The organism is Planococcus kocurii, assembly GCF_001465835.2.
Lineage (GTDB): Bacteria > Bacillota > Bacilli > Bacillales_A > Planococcaceae > Planococcus > Planococcus kocurii.
In genome coordinates this window covers 1927923-1947938 of the sequence record NZ_CP013661.2, presented here as the reverse complement: position 1 = coordinate 1947938, position 20016 = coordinate 1927923, and the positions used below count along the sequence as shown (strand labels likewise).

General features: G+C 42.1%; 22 protein-coding genes. 8 read left to right on the top strand and 14 right to left on the bottom strand.

What is annotated here, in order from left to right; genetic code table 11:
* The first annotated feature begins 92 nt into the window (after positions 1-92).
* Positions 93-704: a nucleotidyltransferase domain-containing protein gene (locus AUO94_RS09575; protein ID WP_237150097.1), complete on the top strand. Its 612-nt coding sequence runs from the start codon at positions 93-95 to the stop codon at positions 702-704.
* A gap of 16 nt (positions 705-720) precedes the next feature.
* Here AUO94_RS09575 and AUO94_RS09570 read toward each other — a convergent pair whose 3' ends face one another.
* The 10 genes from AUO94_RS09570 to gnd form a co-directional block, all read right to left on the bottom strand.
* Complete coding sequence (locus tag AUO94_RS09570; protein ID WP_058383997.1) at positions 721-1266, bottom strand: GNAT family N-acetyltransferase; 546 nt, start codon at positions 1264-1266, stop codon at positions 721-723.
* Between the two features lie 36 nt (positions 1267-1302).
* Positions 1303-1842 (bottom strand): GNAT family N-acetyltransferase, encoded by a 540-nt coding sequence (locus tag AUO94_RS09565; RefSeq protein WP_058383996.1) that lies wholly within the window; start codon positions 1840-1842, stop codon positions 1303-1305.
* A 44-nt stretch (positions 1843-1886) separates the two neighbouring features.
* The gene (locus AUO94_RS09560; protein WP_058383995.1) at positions 1887-2291 is read right to left on the bottom strand and encodes a GNAT family N-acetyltransferase; all 405 of its coding nucleotides are present in this window, start codon (positions 2289-2291) and stop codon (positions 1887-1889) included.
* Complete coding sequence (locus AUO94_RS17415) at positions 2284-2436, bottom strand: hypothetical protein (RefSeq protein WP_169793174.1); 153 nt, start codon at positions 2434-2436, stop codon at positions 2284-2286. The genes AUO94_RS09560 and AUO94_RS17415 overlap by 8 nt, the downstream gene beginning before the upstream one ends.
* A 31-nt stretch (positions 2437-2467) precedes the next feature.
* Positions 2468-2935 carry a DUF4181 domain-containing protein gene (locus AUO94_RS09555; protein ID WP_058383994.1) on the bottom strand — a complete coding sequence of 156 codons (468 nt, stop codon included), beginning with the start codon at positions 2933-2935 and terminating at the stop codon, positions 2468-2470.
* Between the two features lie 243 nt (positions 2936-3178).
* Positions 3179-3610 carry a DUF4181 domain-containing protein gene (locus tag AUO94_RS09550; RefSeq protein ID WP_058383993.1) on the bottom strand — a complete coding sequence of 144 codons (432 nt, stop codon included), beginning with the start codon at positions 3608-3610 and terminating at the stop codon, positions 3179-3181.
* Positions 3600-5270, bottom strand: coding sequence for an FAD-binding dehydrogenase (locus AUO94_RS09545; protein ID WP_058383992.1), 1671 nt, complete (start codon positions 5268-5270; stop codon positions 3600-3602). The genes AUO94_RS09550 and AUO94_RS09545 overlap by 11 nt, the downstream gene beginning before the upstream one ends.
* 445 nt (positions 5271-5715) lie before the next feature.
* On the bottom strand, positions 5716-7260 hold the full coding sequence (gene gntK / locus AUO94_RS09540; RefSeq protein WP_058383991.1) for a gluconokinase: 1545 nt from the start codon (positions 7258-7260) through the stop codon (positions 5716-5718).
* A 66-nt stretch (positions 7261-7326) separates the two neighbouring features.
* Positions 7327-8667, bottom strand: coding sequence for a GntP family permease (locus AUO94_RS09535; RefSeq protein WP_058383990.1), 1341 nt, complete (start codon positions 8665-8667; stop codon positions 7327-7329).
* Between the two features lie 92 nt (positions 8668-8759).
* Complete coding sequence (gnd, locus tag AUO94_RS09530) at positions 8760-9644, bottom strand: phosphogluconate dehydrogenase (NAD(+)-dependent, decarboxylating) (RefSeq protein WP_058383989.1); 885 nt, start codon at positions 9642-9644, stop codon at positions 8760-8762.
* Between the two features lie 126 nt (positions 9645-9770).
* Between gnd and AUO94_RS09525 the strand changes: the two genes are divergently transcribed.
* Positions 9771-10622, top strand: coding sequence for a MurR/RpiR family transcriptional regulator (locus tag AUO94_RS09525; protein WP_058383988.1), 852 nt, complete (start codon positions 9771-9773; stop codon positions 10620-10622).
* 44 nt (positions 10623-10666) lie between these two features.
* Here the strand turns inward: AUO94_RS09525 and AUO94_RS09520 are convergent, their stop codons facing one another.
* Positions 10667-11269 (bottom strand): zinc-binding dehydrogenase, encoded by a 603-nt coding sequence (locus tag AUO94_RS09520; protein WP_058383987.1) that lies wholly within the window; start codon positions 11267-11269, stop codon positions 10667-10669.
* Between the two features lie 363 nt (positions 11270-11632).
* Here AUO94_RS09520 and AUO94_RS09515 point away from each other — a divergent pair, with 363 nt between their 5' ends.
* Positions 11633-12859, top strand: a complete 1227-nt coding sequence (locus AUO94_RS09515; protein WP_058383986.1) for a dicarboxylate/amino acid:cation symporter — start codon at positions 11633-11635, stop codon at positions 12857-12859.
* An 87-nt stretch (positions 12860-12946) separates the two neighbouring features.
* On the opposite strand, the gene AUO94_RS09510 is transcribed toward AUO94_RS09515, so the two are convergent.
* Positions 12947-13516 carry a class I SAM-dependent methyltransferase gene (locus tag AUO94_RS09510; RefSeq protein WP_058383985.1) on the bottom strand — a complete coding sequence of 190 codons (570 nt, stop codon included), beginning with the start codon at positions 13514-13516 and terminating at the stop codon, positions 12947-12949.
* Between the two features lie 159 nt (positions 13517-13675).
* Here AUO94_RS09510 and AUO94_RS09505 point away from each other — a divergent pair, with 159 nt between their 5' ends.
* Positions 13676-14269, top strand: a complete 594-nt coding sequence (locus AUO94_RS09505) for a histidine phosphatase family protein (RefSeq protein WP_058383984.1) — start codon at positions 13676-13678, stop codon at positions 14267-14269.
* On the opposite strand, the gene AUO94_RS09500 is transcribed toward AUO94_RS09505, so the two are convergent.
* Positions 14263-15075: a PP2C family serine/threonine-protein phosphatase gene (locus AUO94_RS09500; protein ID WP_058383983.1), complete on the bottom strand. Its 813-nt coding sequence runs from the start codon at positions 15073-15075 to the stop codon at positions 14263-14265. The genes AUO94_RS09505 and AUO94_RS09500 overlap by 7 nt on opposite strands.
* A gap of 159 nt (positions 15076-15234) precedes the next feature.
* On the opposite strand from AUO94_RS09500, the gene AUO94_RS09495 reads away from it, so the two are divergent.
* A complete protein-coding gene (locus AUO94_RS09495) occupies positions 15235-15579 on the top strand; it encodes a heme oxygenase (protein ID WP_058383982.1) in 345 nt (114 codons plus the stop codon).
* 99 nt (positions 15580-15678) lie between these two features.
* Complete coding sequence (locus AUO94_RS09490) at positions 15679-16878, top strand: MFS transporter (protein WP_058383981.1); 1200 nt, start codon at positions 15679-15681, stop codon at positions 16876-16878.
* Between the two features lie 157 nt (positions 16879-17035).
* Here the strand turns inward: AUO94_RS09490 and AUO94_RS09485 are convergent, their stop codons facing one another.
* Positions 17036-18085, bottom strand: coding sequence for an NAD(P)/FAD-dependent oxidoreductase (locus AUO94_RS09485; protein WP_058383980.1), 1050 nt, complete (start codon positions 18083-18085; stop codon positions 17036-17038).
* Between the two features lie 131 nt (positions 18086-18216).
* On the opposite strand from AUO94_RS09485, the gene AUO94_RS09480 reads away from it, so the two are divergent.
* Complete coding sequence (locus AUO94_RS09480) at positions 18217-19008, top strand: ABC transporter ATP-binding protein (RefSeq protein ID WP_058383979.1); 792 nt, start codon at positions 18217-18219, stop codon at positions 19006-19008.
* Between the two features lie 5 nt (positions 19009-19013).
* Entirely contained in the window at positions 19014-19940 is a 927-nt protein-coding gene (locus tag AUO94_RS09475; protein WP_058383978.1) for an iron-hydroxamate ABC transporter substrate-binding protein, read from the top strand.
* The last annotated feature ends 76 nt before the right edge of the window (positions 19941-20016 follow it).

The following is a 20016-nucleotide window of genomic DNA, read 5'->3' as shown; positions in this document are numbered from 1 at the left end:
TCTGAAGGGATCGATGGGTAGGAACGAGCACGACGAGCATTCAGACATCGACCTGTATTGGCCTGGTCGACCAAGAACAAGAATCGTTATTTTTGAAAGAGCGGCTGTCTCACCTTGAAGCGTATCGCCCTGTACTATTTCAAGACGACATCTTCATCATCGCGCCACAGCTTATAGTAGTTTTTGATAATTTCCTGCATATCGATTTGTTTACGGTGACAGTAGAATCATTCACGGCAAAAGATTTTTTCAAAGTCGTTTACGATCCTGAAAATTTACTTGAACAATTCGTTGCGTCGCAAAGTCTTACGCTGAGTAAAGAGGAATACACCGACCATGTTATTGATGTTGCTTGGTTTTTATTCCAATACCGGAAAGCCGCTGCACGAGGAAATGAGATTTGGGCGGTAAAGATGCTGTCGCAAGTCCTCGAACATCTCTCCCGGGTTTTACTATATCGGTATACACCCGAACGCGCGCAACTTGGATTGAAAGCAATCAGTCGCTCACTGCCCAAAACTATTTTTGCAGAAGTCGAGAAAATGTCGACCTTAATGACGCCAGAAAATCACGCACAAGCCGCTTTAATTGTTCGGCGTCTTTTAGCAAAAGAAATTGGCTGGATTCATCAGCACATAACTGACCCTAATAAAATAATGACCTTGATGCAAAAGATGATTACTGAACGAGTGGAAAGCACATAAAATGATGCTTTTTAAGCTAGCTAGATGACCATTCCGGTTTTAATAAAGAAAAGATCAACGCATCATGAGATTGGTTCCGTTGATACAAATAACCACGCAGTTTTCCTTCTACTGTAAAGCCTAGCTTTTGTAACAAACGATTAGATGACGTATTTTCGGGAAACGTTACAGCACCCATTCGATATAAATCGAGTTCTGTAAAAGCATAGTTTAGCACGCTGTGTATAGCTTCTTGCATGAATTGCTGACGCCAATAATCTGGATGTAATTCATAGCCAATCTCTGCTTTCTTTGCTTTTGGATTCAAGTTATTCAAACCGATTGTTCCGATAAACTGGTTTGTCTCTTTAAGGCGAATCGCCCAGCGTATGCTTCGGTTCACTTCAAAACTAAGACGGAATGAACGAATAACTTCTACAGCTTCTTCTTCGTAACTCAACGAATCCATTCCGTAATATTCGGTCACTTTGTCTCGCGACATGATGTCGAAAAATCGCACCGCATCGCTTTCTTCAACTTGGTTTAAACGCAGCCTTTTTGTTTCTAATAGAGGAAATATCATCGCTCTGCTCCTTTTTGATTGCATAATCGTATAGTATTAAAAGTCTCTTGGGTTGATGATTGCGAGTATTTGATGGTCTTGCCATTTGCCGTTAATTTCAACATTTTTTGAAGCAATACCTTCTTGATGGAAACCTGCTTTTTCCAACACGCGAACTGAAGCGTCATTTCCTGGCATAACGCCTGCTTCGATTCGGTGTAGCGCTAGTTTTTTGAAAGCATATGCCACGGTCAGCTCAATTGCTTCTGTCATATAGCCTCTACCGTTATAGGTTTTGTCTAGCGCATATCCTAGTATGGCGCTTTGCAACGGTCCTCTAATCACTTGCACTAAACTAATTGTTCCAACCAACACATCGGTTTCATTCTCAAAAATTCCAAAGCTATACGATAAATCATCTTCTTTTTGATCGGCATAAATTTCAATAAGCTCCCGCTGCATTTCAAGCGTATAGAAATCCGAATAACGCGTAACCGAGTAGGCTTCAAAAAAGTCACGGTTTGCGACCTCTAGCTTTAGTTTTTCAGCAGCATCTCTCGGCTGAAAAAATCGGATATAAACCTGCTCACTTCTCATTAGGAAATCACTCCTTTAGATTTAAACGTTTCACGTGAAACAGTTTACTCTACTATTGTCTTACGAAAACCGTACAATGGCCGATAGCTCTGCGCTTCATAAAAACTACGTGAAGCATCGCTAGCTAGTAATTCCAAACGAGTTTTCGGATATAGCTTGTGAGCATAGCGCAGCATCTTTTTTCCGATGCCTAATTTACGATGATCTTGGTTTACCAACAATTCACAAATATAGAGAGAAATAAAACCATCTGTTAATCCTCTTAAGCACCCAACGACTCGTCCATCGATTTCAGCAACCACAGCCACCGTAGAATTTGCCCAAGCCTGCTGTGTCTCTTGCTTCTTTTCAACGAGATTGTTCCATCCTTGCTGCTTGTTCAACTCATGAATCGTTCGGAAATCAGCTTCGTTGTATTTCCGAATGAGCACATCTTTTTGTTTATTCATTGGATTTTTTCAGCAAAGCGATGATTTCTTCGTTTTGTTCTATCTGTCTTTCCGAATTACTGCGGATGATCCGTACCCATCTCAATGCCATCGCAGCAATAAAAACTGGCACTAATAACGCAAATACTGCGATAATGTCTCCCATATTTTTTCCTCCTTTATTATGACTACTGAGCTTAGATTCCTGGCGAAAAGATCAGCAACAACGTAATGATAATCCCGCTAGACATTCCTAATCCCAATAAGGTATACAGATAATCATTGGGATTCTCTGCATATTTTCTCTCAAATCCAACCTGGATAATTGTCGGTAAAAACGGTAAGGCTGCGACTGGTAGCAAAAAAAACAAATTTATAGATGCATTCGTATTGAAAAGGATAAACGTTATGACTGTCAAAGCAATACCTGACCAGAGGCTAATGATTTTGTCCCACTTTTTGTGAAGATCGTTTACATAACTATCCGTAGACGATTTGTTTTTTTCTACTTTGAGAATTTTCTTTAGAACCTTGTCCACTAGGTAAATACTGGCTATGCTTCCACCTACGAAAAAGATAAAGCGAAGCGCCACTTCACTTTCAGAAAGCTCACTCCCGACTACAGCTGCAAGATGGACTCCCGCTACAAACGCACTGAATTCCATTTAGATATCTCCTTCGAAGTTGAATAATCTCGTAATGTCTTTTATCGTATCACGAGCGTATGGAAAATTATAGATATTTTCTGATAATTCTTTTTATCTTGTTAGTAAAGGCTCATGTATGGTCGTATTTTTCTTACGCCTACACAAGCTCCTCTAAAGCGTACTGAACGGTTTTATTCAACTATATTAAGGTGCGACAAAAAAACACCCAGAACCTGCTTTCAGCTACTGGGCGTATCTACCTTAGATATTAAACACCACCGAAAGGTAGTCTGGAAATAAACTCACCCCAAAAGTAATTAAAATAATGGTTCCAGTTACCGATTCCAATAGCGTATACAAATAGTCATTGGGATTTTCAGCATGTTTTTTTTCAAATCCTAAACGGACCAATAGCTGTATACTCCCCAACAGCACAGAAACCAGTAGGATATAAAAAACGGCTGCTGGACCATAATTGATCGCTACAAGCGATATGATAAAGACTATTACCGCTGAGAGGCCATTCAATATCCGATCCCATTTTTTATGCACATCATTTACGCGAGTGTCTGAAAAAAATGCTTTTCTCTCCACTCCAAGAATTTTTCTTAACAACATGTTGACTAAAAAGATACTCGATACGACTCCAAGTAGGAAAAGGAAAATCCGCCATCCAACATCTTCAACAATCACTCTCAGCACCTCCTTCGCTCGCCACCGCTCTCCCCGCTACTCTCCCAGAAAACAGGCAGCTACCAAGAAAAGTTCCTTCTAATGAGCGATATCCATGGACACCCCCGCCACCAAATCCGGCAACTTCTCCTGCAGCATAGAGTCCAGGTACCGGTTGACCGGTATCACCGAGTACTCGTGCGGATAAATCCGTTTGCAGACCACCTAAAGTTTTGCGGCTCAAAATGTGTAAACGAACGGCAATAAGCGGTCCTTTTTTACGATCCAGTAATTTATGCGGTGCCGCTACTCGAATTAGACGGTCTCCCCGGTAATTTCGAGCACCGCGCATCGCCGTAATTTGCAAATCCTTAGAGAATTTATTATCGAGCTGCGCATCTCGCGCGCTAATTTGCTGCTTGATTCGAGCAAAATCCAATAAGTTTTCTCCCGTTAATTTGTTCATACGTGCGACTAACTCTTCCAGTGTCTCTGCGACAACAAAATCTTCGCCTTTATCCATAAAAGCTTTTACCGGTGCTGTTGCTCCTGCCCGGACTCGAGACAAGACTTGAGGAATGCTTTTGCCGGTTAAGTCAGGATTTTGCTCAGATCCTGACAGCGCAAACTCTTTTTCAATAATTTTCTGCGTCAAAATAAACCACGAATAACTGTAGCCCGTTTTTTGGATAGTCTCAAGTGTTCCGAGCGTATCAAATCCCGGGAAATTAGGCGCAGAAAAACGTTTACCTGTTGCATCAAACCACATCGAAGACGGACCTGGCAAAATTCGGATGCCGTGTTTGTTCCAAACCGGGTTCCAATTCTTAATGCCTTCAGTGTAATGCCACATCCGGTCACGATTAACGATTCGCCCACCTGCTTTTTCGGTAATAGCCAGCATACGTCCATCTACGTGCGCCGGAACTCCTGTGAGCATGGTTTCTGGTGCTATACCCAAGCGACTTGGCCAATTTTTTCGAATCAATTCATGGTTGGCACCAATTCCGCCACTTGTGATAATGACTGCTTTTGCTTCACACCGAAAATTGCTGACAACGTTTCGTGAACTGGCTTCTCCACGCTTTACATCACTCGTCTCTAATAACGATCCTGTCACACCGGTTACTCGCCCACCTTTTATCATTAATTCATCTACTCGGTGCCGTGGCTGGTAATCGATTAACCCATTCTTGATATGTTCCCGAACACGTCTCTCAAACGGTGCGACAATTCCCGGTCCTGTTCCCCAAACGATATGAAAGCGCGGCACAGAATTGCCATGTCCTTCTGCTAAATAACCACCCCGTTCTGCCCATCCAACGACAGGAAAAAATTTGATGCCCATATCAGCAAGCCAGTTTCGTTTTTCATAGGTTGCAAAGTCTACGTAGGCTTCAGCCCATTTCTTGCCCCAATAATCTTCATCTTGCTCTTTATCAAAACCAGCTGCCCCAAGCCAGTCTTGCCAAGCCAACTCTTTTGAATCATTAATGCCCATTCTCCTTTGTTCCGGTGAGTCGACTAAAAACAGTCCGCCAAAAGACCACCACGCCTGTCCGCCAAAAGAAGCTGCTGGCTCCTGGTCTAGTAACAACACTTTTTTGCCAGCGTCTGCGATTTCCGCAGCCGCCACTAACCCTGCAAGCCCCGCTCCTACCACAATCGCACTTGGTTCCATTTAGACATCCCCTTTGATGTTCAATGAGTTTTTCGTTTTATCGTATCATGTACGTTTGGAAAATTATAGATATTTTTCATTATTTTCTGATAGTTCTATCTACTATGCAACTAAATTTGCTGGAACGCGCGTATTTTTGTTTTACCGTGCGTATATCTCCGCTGAACGTGCGTATCTCCTGCTGAACGTGCGTATTCTCCGTTGAACGGGCGTATCTTCCGTTGAACGTGCGTATCTCCTGCTGAACGTGCGTATTCTCCGTTGAACGCGCGTATTCTCCGCTGAACGGGCGTATCTTCCGTTGAACGTGCGTATCTCCTGCTGAACGTGCGTATCTCCCGCTGAACGTGCGTATTCCTCAAAAATCGCGTACAACCGCACCTACCCACAAGAAAATCGACAAAAAAACACCCCAAACCAGCAAGACTGGTCCAGGATGTTGCACTTACTCTAAATGCTTTCGTTGAAAATCGGCAATGCTCTCGTATTCTGCTGTTAAAAGGCGCGACAAGCGGATATAAATTGGCAAGAGCTCACGATATATACCAGCTGACGTTTCATCTGGCTCATGCGTGTGCGTTTGGCCGATCATTTCGGAAACGATACTGAAATCATCAACTTCGCCGATCGCATACATGCCGAGAACGACTGCCCCGAGACACGAGCTTTCAAAGCTTTCGGGAATAACTACGGGTTTATCGAAGACATCAGCCATCAGTTGACGCCACATTCCTGAACGAGCAAAGCCGCCAGATGCTTGGATACGTGTTGGTTCGCCGGTCAATTCCTCGACCGCCAGCAGGACGGTATACAAATTAAAGACAATACCTTCTAACACAGCTCGAATCATATGCTGCTTTTTATGATGAATGCTCAATCCGAAAAACGACCCACGCGCATTCGCGTCCCATAGAGGAGCTCGCTCTCCTGTTAAATAGGGATGAAACAGCAAGCCGTCTGCTCCAGGATTGACCGTCTCAGCGATTTTCGTCAGCACATCGTACGGATCAATGCCGAGACGCTTCGCGGTTTCCACTTCAGATGAAGCAAACTCGTCACGTAGCCAGCGCAAGACGATACCGCCATTATTGACAGGTCCGCCGACTACCCAATGATTTTCCGTTAAGGCATAACAAAATGTCCGTCCTTTTGGATCGGTTTTCGGCTCGGTCGTGACCGTACGGATGGCCCCACTTGTGCCGATTGTTACAGCTAGGACACCTGGTTCGATGGCATCTACTCCTAGATTTGCGAGCACTCCATCACTCGCGCCAATAATAAATGGAACGTCTTCAGGAATGCCCATAAACAAGGCGTGTTCCGAGACGAGACCTGTCAATTGATGGGTTGTCGGAACCGGTCGCGCCAACTGTTCGGGCGTGATGCCTGCTACTCCCAACGCCTCTTTGTCCCAATCCAGTTCCCGCAAATTAAATAATCCGGTTGCAGACGCAATTGAATGATCAACAACGTACTCTCCAAACAATTCCTGAAAGACAAATTCCTTAATGCCAATAAACTTAGCAGCCTCTTCAAAAACTTCCGGCTTTTCGTCTTTTAACCACAACAATTTGGATAGTGGCGACATCGCGTGAATCGGCGTACCTGTGCGCAAGTAAATTTCGTGGCCATTCAGTCGTTCTTTGATGTACTTCGCATGTTTTGAACTTCTCGTATCGGCCCATGTGATGCTTTGCGTTAGCAAATTCCCCTTAGCATCCACTGCAATCAGACTGTGCATGGCTGAGCTAAAAGATACGAGTTTCAGTTGATTCGTATCGATTTCACTTTTACGGATGGTTTTTCGAACGGAACTTAACACCGCTCGGAAAATCTCCTCTGGGTCTTGTTCGGCCACTAACGGACTTGGCGTTTCGAGCGCATAAAAAACCGTGTCTGCCGCTAGGATTTTACCAGATTTATCAAACAAAACCGCTTTGGTGGAAGTCGTACCAATGTCTACCCCAAGATAATATGACTGTTCAGGCATAAGAGCCCTCCTCTATAGACAAGAAGAGAAAAAGGCGAAATCCCCTTTTTCTCTTTCAAGTTTAATTTAGATAAAAAAGCTGATGATTAACACTACCACGAAACCGGTTAACCCGATAATGGTTTCCATAACCGTCCAGGATTTTAAGGTATCCTTGACGTCCATTCCGAAATATCGGTTAACCAACCAGAATCCAGAATCGTTGACGTGTGATAAGACGGTCGCGCCTGAAGCGATAGCAATAACAATAAGTCCGAGAGCAGGTCCGGTCATACCAACGATTTCAAGAAGTGGCGTGATCAGACCCGCTGCTGTTACCATCGCAACCGTTGCAGATCCTTGCGCAACACGAACTGCTGCGGCGATTAGGAATGCTAAAACGATTGGCGGCAACGATGAATCGCCCATCATGTCACCAAGCACTGCACCAACTCCCGAGTCGATTAATACTTGTTTGAAAACGCCACCTGCTCCTGTGACTAAGATGATAATCCCAGCAGGCTCAAGCGCTTTAGTAGCAATGTCTTGTACTTCTTGACGCGAATAACCACGTTTTGTCCCAAGTAGATAAAACGTCAGCAACGTAGCAATTGTCAGCGCCACGAATGGATGACCAAGGAACGTCAAAATCTCACGAACCATATTGCCTTCTTCTAGTAAGACGGCTGACAGCGTATTTAATAGGATCAATACAAGTGGAATCGAAATCAACGAAGTGATCATCGCAAAACTTGGTAGTTCTTTATCGTATTCCTTTTTTTCAAGTTCCATATAATCTGGAATTAACACATGAATTTTTTTGCCGATAAAGCGACCAAACACTGGCCCTGCTAAAATCATCGCTGGAATACCCGCAAGCACACCGAACAAAATAACCCAACCAAGTTCCGCCCCAACCAGTTCAGCAACCGCGATCGGTCCTGGAGTTGGTGGGATAAAGCTATGCGTAACGGCTAGACCCGCAAGTAGCGGAATTCCGTAATGCAAAAGCGACTTGCCTGTTTTTCTAGCCAAACCGTAAACGATTGGTACTAAGATGATAAAACCAACATCAAAAAATACAGGAATCGCAACAATAAATCCCGTAACCCCTAATGCCCATGGTGCTTTATCTTCACCAAATTTACTAATCATCGTAGAAGCCAAACGTTCTGCTCCACCCGATACTTCTAGCATTTTACCGAACATAGCACCAAGACCTACTACGACAGCAACAAAGCCTAGTGTGCCTCCCATACCATTTTGAATGGATGTAATGACTTCGTTAAGTGGCATGCCCGCCGCAATACCTACCAATAAACTGACTAGTAATAATGCTACAAAAGCGTGTAATTTCGTACGAATAACTAAGAATAGCAATAAGAATATACCTGCAAGTGCGACCATAATCAACGTTGAACCTGACAAATTTTCTCCCCCTCAATGTGTAACTAATTTATAGTTGGGTATTCCGCAAACCAACTTCATTTTTGCAAGAGTCTCTTTTCACGAAGTAAAAGTTATTTCTTCTCTACTGCGTGTCCACCGAATTCGTTGCGTTGTGCGGCTACGACTTTTCCTGCAAAAGTATCGTCTTCTAATGAACGGTAGCGCATCATAAGTGACAAGGTAATTACCGGTGCTGGTACATTTAAGTCGAGTGCTGTTTCCACTGTCCACTTTCCTTCGCCTGAAGAGTTCATCACCCCTTTGATGCCCTCTAGTTTCGCGTCTTTAGAAAATGCATTTTTGGTCATTTCCATTAAGTAGGAGCTGATGATCGAGCCATTGTTCCAAACGTCAGCAACTTTCTCAAAGTTATAATCAAATGGACTTTTGTTGAGAATATCAAAGCCTTCGGCAATTGACTGCATCATGCCGTATTCAATACCGTTGTGAATCATTTTCAAGAAATGCCCACTACCTGCTTCACCCGTGTACAAATAACCGTCTTCTACAGAAATGTCTTTTAAAAGGGGCTCGATGGTTTTGAACTTCTCTGCGTCGCCACCAATCATCGAACAAATACCATGACGTGCTCCATCTGTTCCACCACTCGTTCCGCAATCAAAGAAGAACATATTATGTTCTTTTAAAATCGCCGCGCGTCGTAATGTATCTTTGTAATTCGAGTTTCCACCATCAATAATGGCATCCCCCTCTTCAAGCAAAGGGATTAATTGCTCGATAACTGTTTCTGTAATTTCGCCTGCAGGTACCATCAACCACAGCGTGCGCGGTGCTTCTAGTTGCTTGACCATTTCTTCAATAGAAGAAACTTGTGTGAAACCGCTTTCTTTGATTTCGGTATGGCTGTCATAGCCGATCACCTCATGGCCGTGATCCACTATATTCAGTGCAAGATTTAATCCCATCTTGCCTAACCCTATAATCCCAATTTCCATTGTAGAATCCTCCTCATAAAAAAGAATTTTTTTCTTTATTAAGTTCATTGTATCAAATATTTTTCCGCGCGCAACATGTTATTGTATAATAGACGAAACTATTTAGACAGAAACGAGGCGCGGAGTATGAAAGAACAGCAATTTGCGCTGGCTGCCATACGCGGTAGTTACCGCCATTTTAGTGAAAAAGAAAAAAAGATTGCCGATTATGTCTTACATGATCCAAAAAACATTATTCATTTGACCATCAATCAAATCGCGGATGAGTTGGGATTAGCTGAATCGACTATTTTCCGCTTTTGCCAACGAATAGGCTTTAAAGGTTTCCAAGCATTTAAAATTTCGCTTGCTGCGGAAGTCGTGGCGCCTTTAAAAGATATTCACGAAAAAATTGAAGACGGCGACAGCATTCGCGTTGTCACCGAAAAAGTATTCCGTTCCAACATCAAAACGCTTGAAGATACGCTTCAAATTGTGGATGCAGAAGCGATGGAACAGGCGACCCATAAACTGATGAATGCTCGAAAGATCGACTTTTATGGCAATGGTGGTTCTGCCATGGTCGCGATGGACGGCTACCATAAATTTGTTCGTTTAGGTCTTCACGTTTCCATGAATTTGGATTCTCATATGCAACTGATGGCCGCTTCTCAACTGCAATCAGATGATGTGGCGATTGTTATTTCTCATTCAGGTTCGACTACTGATGTTCTTGACGTTCTTCATGTGTTGAAGGAAAAAGGCGTTACCATTATCTCTGTCACAAATTTTGCCAAATCGCCTTTGTCTAAGGAAGCGGACATCGCTCTTTATACCGTTTCAGAAGAAACTGATTTTCGTTCTGAAGCATTGGCTTCTCGTATCGCCCAACTGAGTTTGATCGATGCGCTTTATACCAATTTAATGATTGCTCGCGGCACTGACGGCAAAAAAGCACTTCAAGACATGCGCGAAGCGATGGCCCATAAACGGTTATAACAACAAAAAGCTCACTCCTTTTGATAGGAGCGAGCTTTTTTTAATCAGGCTTCTTCCATAGAAACAACAAGCTTTCCTCTTGCATGTCCTGTCTCTGTTTTCTCTAACGCATCCAGTGCTTGTTCAAACGAGTAGACGTGTTCTATTACTAGATGGAGCTTTTTTTCTACCATATCTTGAATCAGCATGTTTACTGCCTCTTGTATGCTGAGTTGATGCTGCATTTGCTCTACTTTAATCTCTCTTTCCGAATCTACTTTGTCACCTGAAACCGTTACTACTTTTCCGCCAGCTTTTACTATATCCATGCTATCTTTGCTTGTTCCGCGGTGAATAGCTAAAGCTGCCTCTACTCCTTCTGGCATCCATTGTTTGATTTGATCTTTCCATTCAGCAATTGAATAATCAACTGCTTTTTCAGCTCCAAGTGACAGTAAGTGTGGATGATTTTTGCTGGAGGCAGAACCAATTACTCGAATCCCTCGGTTTTTCGCCAATTGAATCACGATTGTTCCAATTGCTCCTGAAGCCCCAGCTACAAATAACGTATTTCCTGGTTTAAGGTCAAGAGTCCGCAAGCTTTCTAAAGCGGTTTTTCCGGCTACTGGGATGGCGGCACCTTGCGTAAAACTAATGCTATCGGGCATTGCTAGTTCCTGTAATTCAACTCCCTAAGTTAATGCACTTGTTTTGACATAAACTTTCATTTTCTCCAGTTTTTGAATAGGATAGTCAATCGATAAGTTCTTATTATTTGAATATTCAAACTAAAAATCATTATACTTACTAGTATCTCAACAAAATCTTATGATTCAAATTTTATGAACTTTTATTGAAAAAATAATGTCATTGAAAATCGTTAGTGAGCAACTCAGTGCTTGTCAGTCAAGAATTCTATTGGTCATGCAAACAGATGCTTTGACATTAAGCTATAGACTGTTATAAATTAATGAAATGAATCCCGATAGATTTTATAAGGATTAACAGTAATTGAAAATAGGAGTGAAAATATGAAAGCTGTATGGAATCGATACCTTACGACATCATTGATTTTGAAAATCACAATTGCACTTATACTCGGCGTTGCCGTTGGACTAATTTTTGGAGAGCAGGCGGCTGTTTTGGCTCCGCTTGGTGATTTGTTACTGAACTTGTTAACTTTCTTAATCATTCCGTTAATTCTTTTCACAATGATGGTCGGCATTAACCAATCATCCATTGGAGATCTTGGACGAATGGGTGGAAAAGTGTTTATTTACTACACATTGAGTTCTGCTTTTGCCATTATTGTGGGCCTCGCAGTGGCTAGCTTGCTACAGCCTGGCATGGGGATGCAATTACAAGGCAATGAAACCTTTGATGTTCCAGAAAACCCAGGAGTCATCAATGTGCTATTAAACATTGTTCCTTCTAATATTTTCACAGCTTTTACTGAGCTTAACTTGCTCGGCATTATTTTTACCGCTTTTGCTTTTGGCATTGCATTGTCTTACATGCGCAATTCCACTGAATTGGGAAGCTTAGGCGAACATTTGTACAAAACCGTTAATGCATTAAACGAAATGACGTTGATCGTACTGAAAGCGGTTCTGCAGTATGTACCGATTGGGATTTTTGCTATTATGGCAAAAACCGTTGGAAGCCAAGGCTTAGATACGTTGTTTTCCCTAGGTGAGATGATTTTAGTGTTATATGCCGCATTACTTGTTCAAATTCTGCTCTATGTATTGCTTCTATTCGTGTTTAAAGTGAATCCGTTAGAATTTTTCAAACAAGCACGGACGCCGATGCTGACTGCGTTTGTGACACAAAGCAGTTCTGGTACGTTGCCATTAACTTTGAATGCTGCTAAAAACTTAGGATTATCAAAAAGTTTATACGGCTTTAGTTTACCGCTCGGTGCCACAATCAATATGGACGGCGCAGCAATACGAATTGCCGTTTCTGCCGTTTTCGCAGCAAATCTTGTTGGAGACCCACTGAGTCTTTCTGAAATGCTCATGGTTGTCCTTGTCGGTACGTTGGCATCTATCGGAACTGCCGGCGTTCCAGGTGCTGGGATTGTCATGATTGCTACCGTATTCGTCCAGCTAGGATTGCCAATAGAAGCTGTCGCATTACTAACAGCTATTGATGCAATTGTAGGGATGGGTGCTACAGGGCTTAATGTTACGGGAGACCTAGTGGGTACGACAGTGATTGATAAAAATGAAAAGAAACGACAAACTGTATCATGACTGCTAAATAGATAAAATCCCCCGAACTGAGCACTAGCTCAGTTCGGGGGATTTTTTTAATGTATTTCTACAAGTTGCTAGTATGTTCTACAAATTTTTACTAGGCTTTCCTTTTTTAACAGCAAGCAGATGGTATTCCACACTCGCTTCACAGTAGTCTGTATATTCATCGATAAGGATTTCCCATTCAGATGGCGACTCGTCAATAATTTTCTTTAGAATCTTTTCACCTTTATCGCCTTTAATGATACAGTTCACGAAAACTCCGCCTTCTTTAAGCTGAGTTAGGATCATCTCTACAAATTCGGTTTCTTTTTTTAAATCATTTTTGTAAAAATGCAACATCGAATCTAGTAACACCACATCGATATCTTTTGAAATTTGATATGTGTATACATCACCAACTATTCCTTCTACAGTTAACTCTCTCTTCTTAGCTTCTCGATTCAACTGTTCGATACCAACAGCCGAATGGTCAACTCCAATTACTTTGTAACCAAGCTCGCCTAGTGACAATGCATCTCTTCCTTGCCCACAACCTAAATCAACAACAGTTCCTTTAGGTTGAAAAGTCGAGAAAAATTCCAGTAGCCCCGGATAAGGGTTTCCAAAATAGTTTTCTTCTTTATAATAACCATCATATGCTACTTTTTTCATCTGAACCCACCTCTATTAAAATCTTTTTTTCACTTAGAAAGCAACAAGTCATTCGCTAGGATAAATCGACTCTTAATCTTTCTCCTAACCTATTCGCCTTGTTGTATCCAATCTTTTTCAGTTATCCTATTACAGAGTATAACAAAGGAGTTGGCTTGAATGACAACTATTGGATTTGTACGGCATGGTATCACAGATTGGAACATACAAGGCATCGCGCAAGGTTCTGCAGACGTTGCCCTCAATGAAACGGGCAGACAACAAGCCGCGTCACTTGCAGAACGACTCGTTTCTGAAGAAAAATGGGATGTCATCATCTCTAGTGATTTAGCACGTGCTAAAGAAACCGCTGAAATTATTGGTAACACGCTTGGTTTACCCGTTCATCATTTTGAACCACGGCTGCGTGAGCGAAGTGGTGGCAAAATCGAAGGCACAACAGAAGAAGAGCGTCTTGAAAAATGGGGAGCCGATTGGCGTACCTTAGATTTAGCGATGGAAAACTTGGAAGACGCTGCTGAAAGAGGACTGGCCTGTGTTCAAGATGTCTTAGAACATTTCAGTGATCAACGCGTATTGCTTGTCAGCCATGGCGCTTTGATTGGTCTAACGTTGCAAAAACTCATGCCTGAAACGTTCCAAAAAACGTCTATGGATAACACCTCTATCACGTTATTAACGCATACTGAAACTCAATGGCGTTGCTCTCTATTTAACTGCACAACGCACTTAGTAAAAAGCGAAAGCTATTGATTGCTAGCGTAACTTGCTGCTTCTGCAATAGTTACTTTCCACGAAACCACTGTCGTGCTGTCACGAACGTGGTTTTTTTGAATTGTAGCGAGTAGAGCACTTACGCTATCAGTGGTAGCGGTGTCCTTGCATTGTTGCCAAATACTGTCGGGTTCAGAAAATACGGCGCCAGGACATTCTACCAGTCCATCTGTCGTCAGCAAGAGCTGATTTTCTCCTTGCCGTAATTCTCGGACACCGCTACTAAAACAGGGCACCGCTTGTTCAAAAGTATTTACTTGTCCAATCCATTCATAAAACTGTCGTTGGTTAAGTTGATACTGTCCAAAATCGATCAATTCGGGATGAAACAAGTATAGTAGGCAATCACCGACAGAAAACCAGTAAAGGTACTTTTCTTTTCTCACCGCAATTAGACAAGCTGTCTCGCCTTCAACACGACGACATGCCTCTAAAAAACTGTCTTCTTGAAACAGTTGCAGCAACCTTTTTTCTAATTCACTAAAAACCCCAACACTAACCTTACCAGATAGTAAAGAAGCGACAATACTCATATTTTTTTGAAATTGCCTAACAACCAATTCAGCACTTTCAGCTGAACGATGGGCATCCAAAATCATAACAAATTCCCAACCTTCTTTTTCGTCCATCCAAATCAAGCAACCGTCTTCATTTTTAACTTGGCCAGCTGTAGAATTTCCACCGAATCGGCCGAGTACCAAATGGTTGAATTGCTGAATGTCTAGTTGATCAATATAAGCGTTATTGCTCCCTATCCAACTGATGATTTCTCTTTGACGTGGCATGAAAACCCCTCTTTCCCTATTCTTTCAATTATAAATGACGGCTAGTAAATTAAATAGAAAAAGAATTCGGTACTAACAGCACAGACATTTATATCCAAAATGTGATAAAGTGAATAGCAGTGAGCAACTCAAATTCGAACGCAAAAGGAGAGATTCTTCATGTATATCGTAACCAACCGCATCAAAATGAAATCCGGATTCGCAGAAAAAATGGCGCCTAACTTTTCACGCCCTGGTGCTTTACAAGAAATGGACGGATTTATAAAAGTTGAAGTCGCAATTACACAAGATTCGACTGAGTACGATGAATTGAATGTCAGTATGTACTGGGAGACTCTTGAAAATTATGAAGCATGGAAAACGAGCGACGTCTTTAAAGAAGCACATAAACGTCCTGCAGCAAGTGCTGACAGCAACGAACCGAAAAAAGAATCGCCAATGCTTGACAGTCAACTGACTATTACGAAAATCGTTGGCCTACTTGAAGCCAAAACTTCAAACTGATAAAAACTGACAGATAGCCTCGAGTTGGCTGTCTGTTTCTTTTGTGCCTATCTACCTCCCAGCCTTACGAATTATTTTACTTAGCAAGGAGCATTTCTATTGAACACTTCAAAACCTACTTTATGGACAAGAGATTTTATCCTCACTTCGTTAGTGAATTTCTTTTTAATCCTTATTTTTTATTTATTAATGGTAACCATCGCAGTTTATGCGGTTGCAGAATACGGCGCTTCAACGAGCGAAGCTGGACTAGTGACAGGAATATTCATCTTAGGTGCATTGACGGGTCGAATTTTTATTGGCCGCAGCATCGATAAAATTGGCCGTAAAAAAACGCTGATTATCGGCACGACCTTGTTTACATTGACAACTTTTTTTTACTTCTTAAATTTCGGACTGCCGTTTTTAATGGCCAACCGCTTTCTTCATGGCATGACTTTGGGAATGGCGAGTACGGCTGCAGGAACGATTGTCGCACAAATTATTCCCATGACCCGTAAAGGTGAAGGCATCGGCTATTTTAGTATGAGCTCAACATTGGCAGCTGCTTTCGGACCATTTATTGGCTTGATGTTGAGTCAATATAGCAGCTATGAAATGATCTTCTCTGTTTGTCTAGCTCTTGGTGTGGTCAGCCTAGTCGTCTCTTTGTTAGTTTATGTACCTCCAGTCGAAGTGCCATTAACAAAGAACGTTACGAAAGGGTTTGAAATCTCAGAATTTGTTGAACTGAAAGCAGTTCCTATTGCCATCGTTTGTTTAGTGGTTGCGCTTTGTTATTCAAGCGTCCTATCATTTATCAATTTTTATGCGATGGAAGAAAACCTTGTACAAGCTGCTAGTTACTTCTTCTTGGTTTATGCAATTGCGATTTTGCTATCTCGTCCATTTACAGGACGACTTATGGATCTAAAAGGTGCTAATTTTATTATGTATCCAGCGTTCGCTCTTTTTGCAGCGGGATTGTTTTTATTAAACGTCTCCAGTAGCAGCACCGGATTATTGGTCGCAGGTGCTTTAATTGGATTGGGATTTGGTAATATGCAGTCAACCACTCAAGCTGTCGCGATCAAACTGACACCCACGCATCGTATGGGGCTTGCCACTTCAACATTTTTCATTGCGATGGACGCTGGATTAGGTTTTGGTCCCTATCTTCTCGGCTTTATCATTCCGGTGATCGGCTATAACTCACTCTATGGAATACTAGGGTTTGTGGTACTTGCAACTGCATTTTTATATTATGTATTGCACGGTAAAAAAGAACGAGCTGATGCAGTAGCATTAGGGTATAAATAATTAAAAAAGAGGCTGTCACATAAGCGTCTAAAATAGAACAGACGGAGAAAAAGAATACTTTTTCTCCGTCTGTTTTTTGAATTGTTGCCGACAATGGATAAAATAGCTGTTTTCCAATTGAACGATGAAAGATAGACGTCGACTAACTTCTACCTTCTCATACTAACAGTTGCTTAACCAATTCTTTGTTGCGTTTTTTGAACACTTCATTGTGAGAAGAAACCATTGCGATTTTATTCGCATCCGGCTGAATATATTGCTTGGCTTTGTTGACTGCATTTGCCGCATCGTGGAATGTCCCAGCAATCAAATTCAATTTCCCTTCATGCTGCAGAATGTCACCGGCTGCAAAAAGACCTTCCTCTGAAGATTCACTATTCGACGTACCTGCGATGTAATAATCATCGGCAACTTCAATGTTCAATGGGCTGTTGCCGAGTAAACTAATGTCGCGTTCATACCCGTGGTTGATAATCATTTCATCGATTGGCAACAGCTGTATTTCTTTTGTTTCCTGATGAGTGAGTTCAACAAATTCAATGACATCTCGATCGTCTGAAGCGATCAAACGTGTAATATTCGTATGAAGGCAACAAATAGCCGATCCATTCATCAACTGTGTCACCTGTGCTTCGTGTCCGGCAAGCTCTGGTTTCCGATAAGTGACATACACTTGTTTGGCAAGTGGCTCAAGCTCATTGGCCCAATCGATTGCCGAATTTCCACCGCCCGAAATGAGAACGATCTTGTCTTTGAATCGTTCAAGGGACTTGACCGTATAATTCAAGTTCGACACTTCAAAACGTTCGGCCCCTTCAATCTTCAGCTTTTGAGGGTTCAAAATACCTCCACCCACAGCTACAATAACCGTTTTTGATAAATGAATCTGGCCGGAAGAGCCAATTAGTTCAAAAAAACCATTCTCGTTTTTCGCTATAGCCTCTATTTTTTCATTCAATACGACTTCTGGTTGGAAGGTTAGCCCTTGTGCAACTAGTTGATCAATAAGCTTTGCTCCTTGAATTGGTGGCTGTCCTCCTACATCCCAAATCATCTTCTCCGGGTACACATGAATTTTACCGCCCAATTGTGGCTGAAATTCAACAAGCTTGGTTTTCATTTCTCGTAAACCACTATAAAAGGCTGAATATAAACCCGCAGGACCTCCACCTATAATCGTTACATCAAAAAGCTCTTTTTCCACCATCTATCTTCACTCCTATCGCATTGTATTTCTATTGACAACCTTATAATTTAGTCTTATAGTATTGATTGTACTGAAAATGATAATCATTATCAATGAAAAAGATAATAAATTTAAATTAGGAGGTTTTTTGGATGGTGCGTTTGTTCACCGAGGAGCTAACTATTAGCTATGGAGACCGCTTGATTGTCAAAGATTTGACTGTCCAAATTCCAGACAAAAAAATTACGACGATTATTGGTTCAAATGGCTGCGGCAAATCAACGCTGCTAAAAGCGATTACTCGTGTGATTCCGCATCAATCCGGGACAGTCGTATTAGACGGTAGTAATATTGCACAGGAGAATACGAAGTCGCTAGCCAAAAAAATGGCGATTCTTCCTCAAACGCCAGATAGTGCCGCCGGATTAACCGTTGGCGAGCTAGTTTCTTACGGACGATTTCCTTATCAGAAAGGCTTTGGCCGACTTTCTAAAAGAGATTATGAAATCATCAACTGGGCGCTTGACGTCACCGGCACGCAATTTTTCAAATATCATCCGGTTGACGCTTTATCGGGTGGCCAACGCCAGCGCGTCTGGATTGCCATGGCTCTGGCACAGGAAACCGAAATGATTTTTCTAGACGAGCCTACCACATACTTGGATATGGCTCACCAATTGGAAATTCTCGAACTGCTTCAGCAGCTAAACCGTGAACAAGAGCGGACCATTATCATGGTGCTCCACGACCTGAACCAAGCAGCACGTTTTGCAGACCACATCATCGCCATGAAAGACGGACAAATCATTAAATCTGGCAACTGCCATGAAGTCATTACTCAACCTGTTCTAAAAGAAGTATTCCGCATCGACGCTGACATCGGGCTCGATCCGCGAACACAAAAACCGATGTGCATAACATACAACTTAGTTAAAGGAGTTTAACCGATATGAAAAAAATTATTTTACCGCTATTCTTATTTACGTTACTGCTAATCCTGGGTGCCTGTAATTCTGAGTCAACTGCTGAGGAAACGACTGCTGGAGAAAGTGACAAAGCTCCTGATACAATTACATATGAATCTGAAAGCGGTCCTGTTGAAGTTCCTGCGGATCCACAACGCGTTATTGTTCTTTCCACGTATAGCGGTGACGTGATGTCTCTAGACGTTCCTTTAGTAGGCGTCGATTCATGGTCAAAAAACAACCCGCGTTTTGAAGAAAAGTTAGTAGATGTAGAAGAAGTGGCAGATACAGACCTTGAGAAAATCATTGAATTAGAGCCGGACTTGATCATTGGCGGTTCAACCATTAACAACATCGACAAATTAAGCAAAATCGCACCGACTGTTACTTTTACTTATGGCAAATTGGGTTATTTGGAGCAACACCTTGAAATCGGTAAAGTCCTCAATAAAGAAAAAGAAGCACAAACTTGGATTACCGACTTCCAAGAACGCGCACAGCAAGCGGGAGAAGACATCCGCGCTGAAATCGGTGAAGATGCAACCGTTTCGGTTATTGAAAACTTTGACAAGCAACTGTATGTTTTCGGCGACAACTGGGGCCGCGGAACAGAAATTCTTTATCAAGAAATGAAACTAAAAATGCCTGCAAAAGTGAAAGAAATGGCGTTAGCGGACGGTTATTACATGTTGTCTCAAGAAGTGTTACCGGAATACATGGGCGACTACGTCATCTTTAGCAAAGACAGCACACAGGATAATTCGTTCCAGGAAACAGACCTGTACAAAAATACACCTGCTGCCAAAAACGGACAGATTTTTGTGGCCAATGCCAAAGAATTTTATTTTAATGATCCGATTACACTGGAATACCAATTGGAATTCTTTATTGAAAACTTTTTAGGTAAGTGATGGAACATCGATGGGTTTAACGTATCTAACAAAAAAGAGGGATTCTGCTGAAGAATCCCTCTTTTATTCTTAGGAA

What these genes read in the sequence shown, in the direction of transcription:
- AUO94_RS09515 (WP_058383986.1), top strand. Translation starts at nt 11,633, where the DNA reads ATGAAAGCTGTATGGAATCGATACCTTACGACATCATTGATTTTGAAA.
- AUO94_RS09545 (WP_058383992.1), bottom strand. Translation starts at nt 5,270, where the DNA reads ATGGAACCAAGTGCGATTGTGGTAGGAGCGGGGCTTGCAGGGTTAGTG.
- AUO94_RS09525 (WP_058383988.1), top strand. Translation starts at nt 9,771, where the DNA reads ATGAAAGAACAGCAATTTGCGCTGGCTGCCATACGCGGTAGTTACCGC.
- AUO94_RS17415 (WP_169793174.1), bottom strand. Translation starts at nt 2,436, where the DNA reads ATGGGAGACATTATCGCAGTATTTGCGTTATTAGTGCCAGTTTTTATT.
- gnd (WP_058383989.1), bottom strand. Translation starts at nt 9,644, where the DNA reads ATGGAAATTGGGATTATAGGGTTAGGCAAGATGGGATTAAATCTTGCA.
- AUO94_RS09565 (WP_058383996.1), bottom strand. Translation starts at nt 1,842, where the DNA reads ATGAGAAGTGAGCAGGTTTATATCCGATTTTTTCAGCCGAGAGATGCT.
- gntK (WP_058383991.1), bottom strand. Translation starts at nt 7,260, where the DNA reads ATGCCTGAACAGTCATATTATCTTGGGGTAGACATTGGTACGACTTCC.
- AUO94_RS09495 (WP_058383982.1), top strand. Translation starts at nt 15,235, where the DNA reads ATGTATATCGTAACCAACCGCATCAAAATGAAATCCGGATTCGCAGAA.
- AUO94_RS09475 (WP_058383978.1), top strand. Translation starts at nt 19,014, where the DNA reads ATGAAAAAAATTATTTTACCGCTATTCTTATTTACGTTACTGCTAATC.
- AUO94_RS09560 (WP_058383995.1), bottom strand. Translation starts at nt 2,291, where the DNA reads ATGAATAAACAAAAAGATGTGCTCATTCGGAAATACAACGAAGCTGAT.
- AUO94_RS09505 (WP_058383984.1), top strand. Translation starts at nt 13,676, where the DNA reads ATGACAACTATTGGATTTGTACGGCATGGTATCACAGATTGGAACATA.
- AUO94_RS09500 (WP_058383983.1), bottom strand. Translation starts at nt 15,075, where the DNA reads ATGCCACGTCAAAGAGAAATCATCAGTTGGATAGGGAGCAATAACGCT.
- AUO94_RS09570 (WP_058383997.1), bottom strand. Translation starts at nt 1,266, where the DNA reads ATGATATTTCCTCTATTAGAAACAAAAAGGCTGCGTTTAAACCAAGTT.
- AUO94_RS09520 (WP_058383987.1), bottom strand. Translation starts at nt 11,269, where the DNA reads ATGCCCGATAGCATTAGTTTTACGCAAGGTGCCGCCATCCCAGTAGCC.
- AUO94_RS09485 (WP_058383980.1), bottom strand. Translation starts at nt 18,085, where the DNA reads ATGGTGGAAAAAGAGCTTTTTGATGTAACGATTATAGGTGGAGGTCCT.
- AUO94_RS09555 (WP_058383994.1), bottom strand. Translation starts at nt 2,935, where the DNA reads ATGGAATTCAGTGCGTTTGTAGCGGGAGTCCATCTTGCAGCTGTAGTC.
- AUO94_RS09480 (WP_058383979.1), top strand. Translation starts at nt 18,217, where the DNA reads ATGGTGCGTTTGTTCACCGAGGAGCTAACTATTAGCTATGGAGACCGC.
- AUO94_RS09510 (WP_058383985.1), bottom strand. Translation starts at nt 13,516, where the DNA reads ATGAAAAAAGTAGCATATGATGGTTATTATAAAGAAGAAAACTATTTT.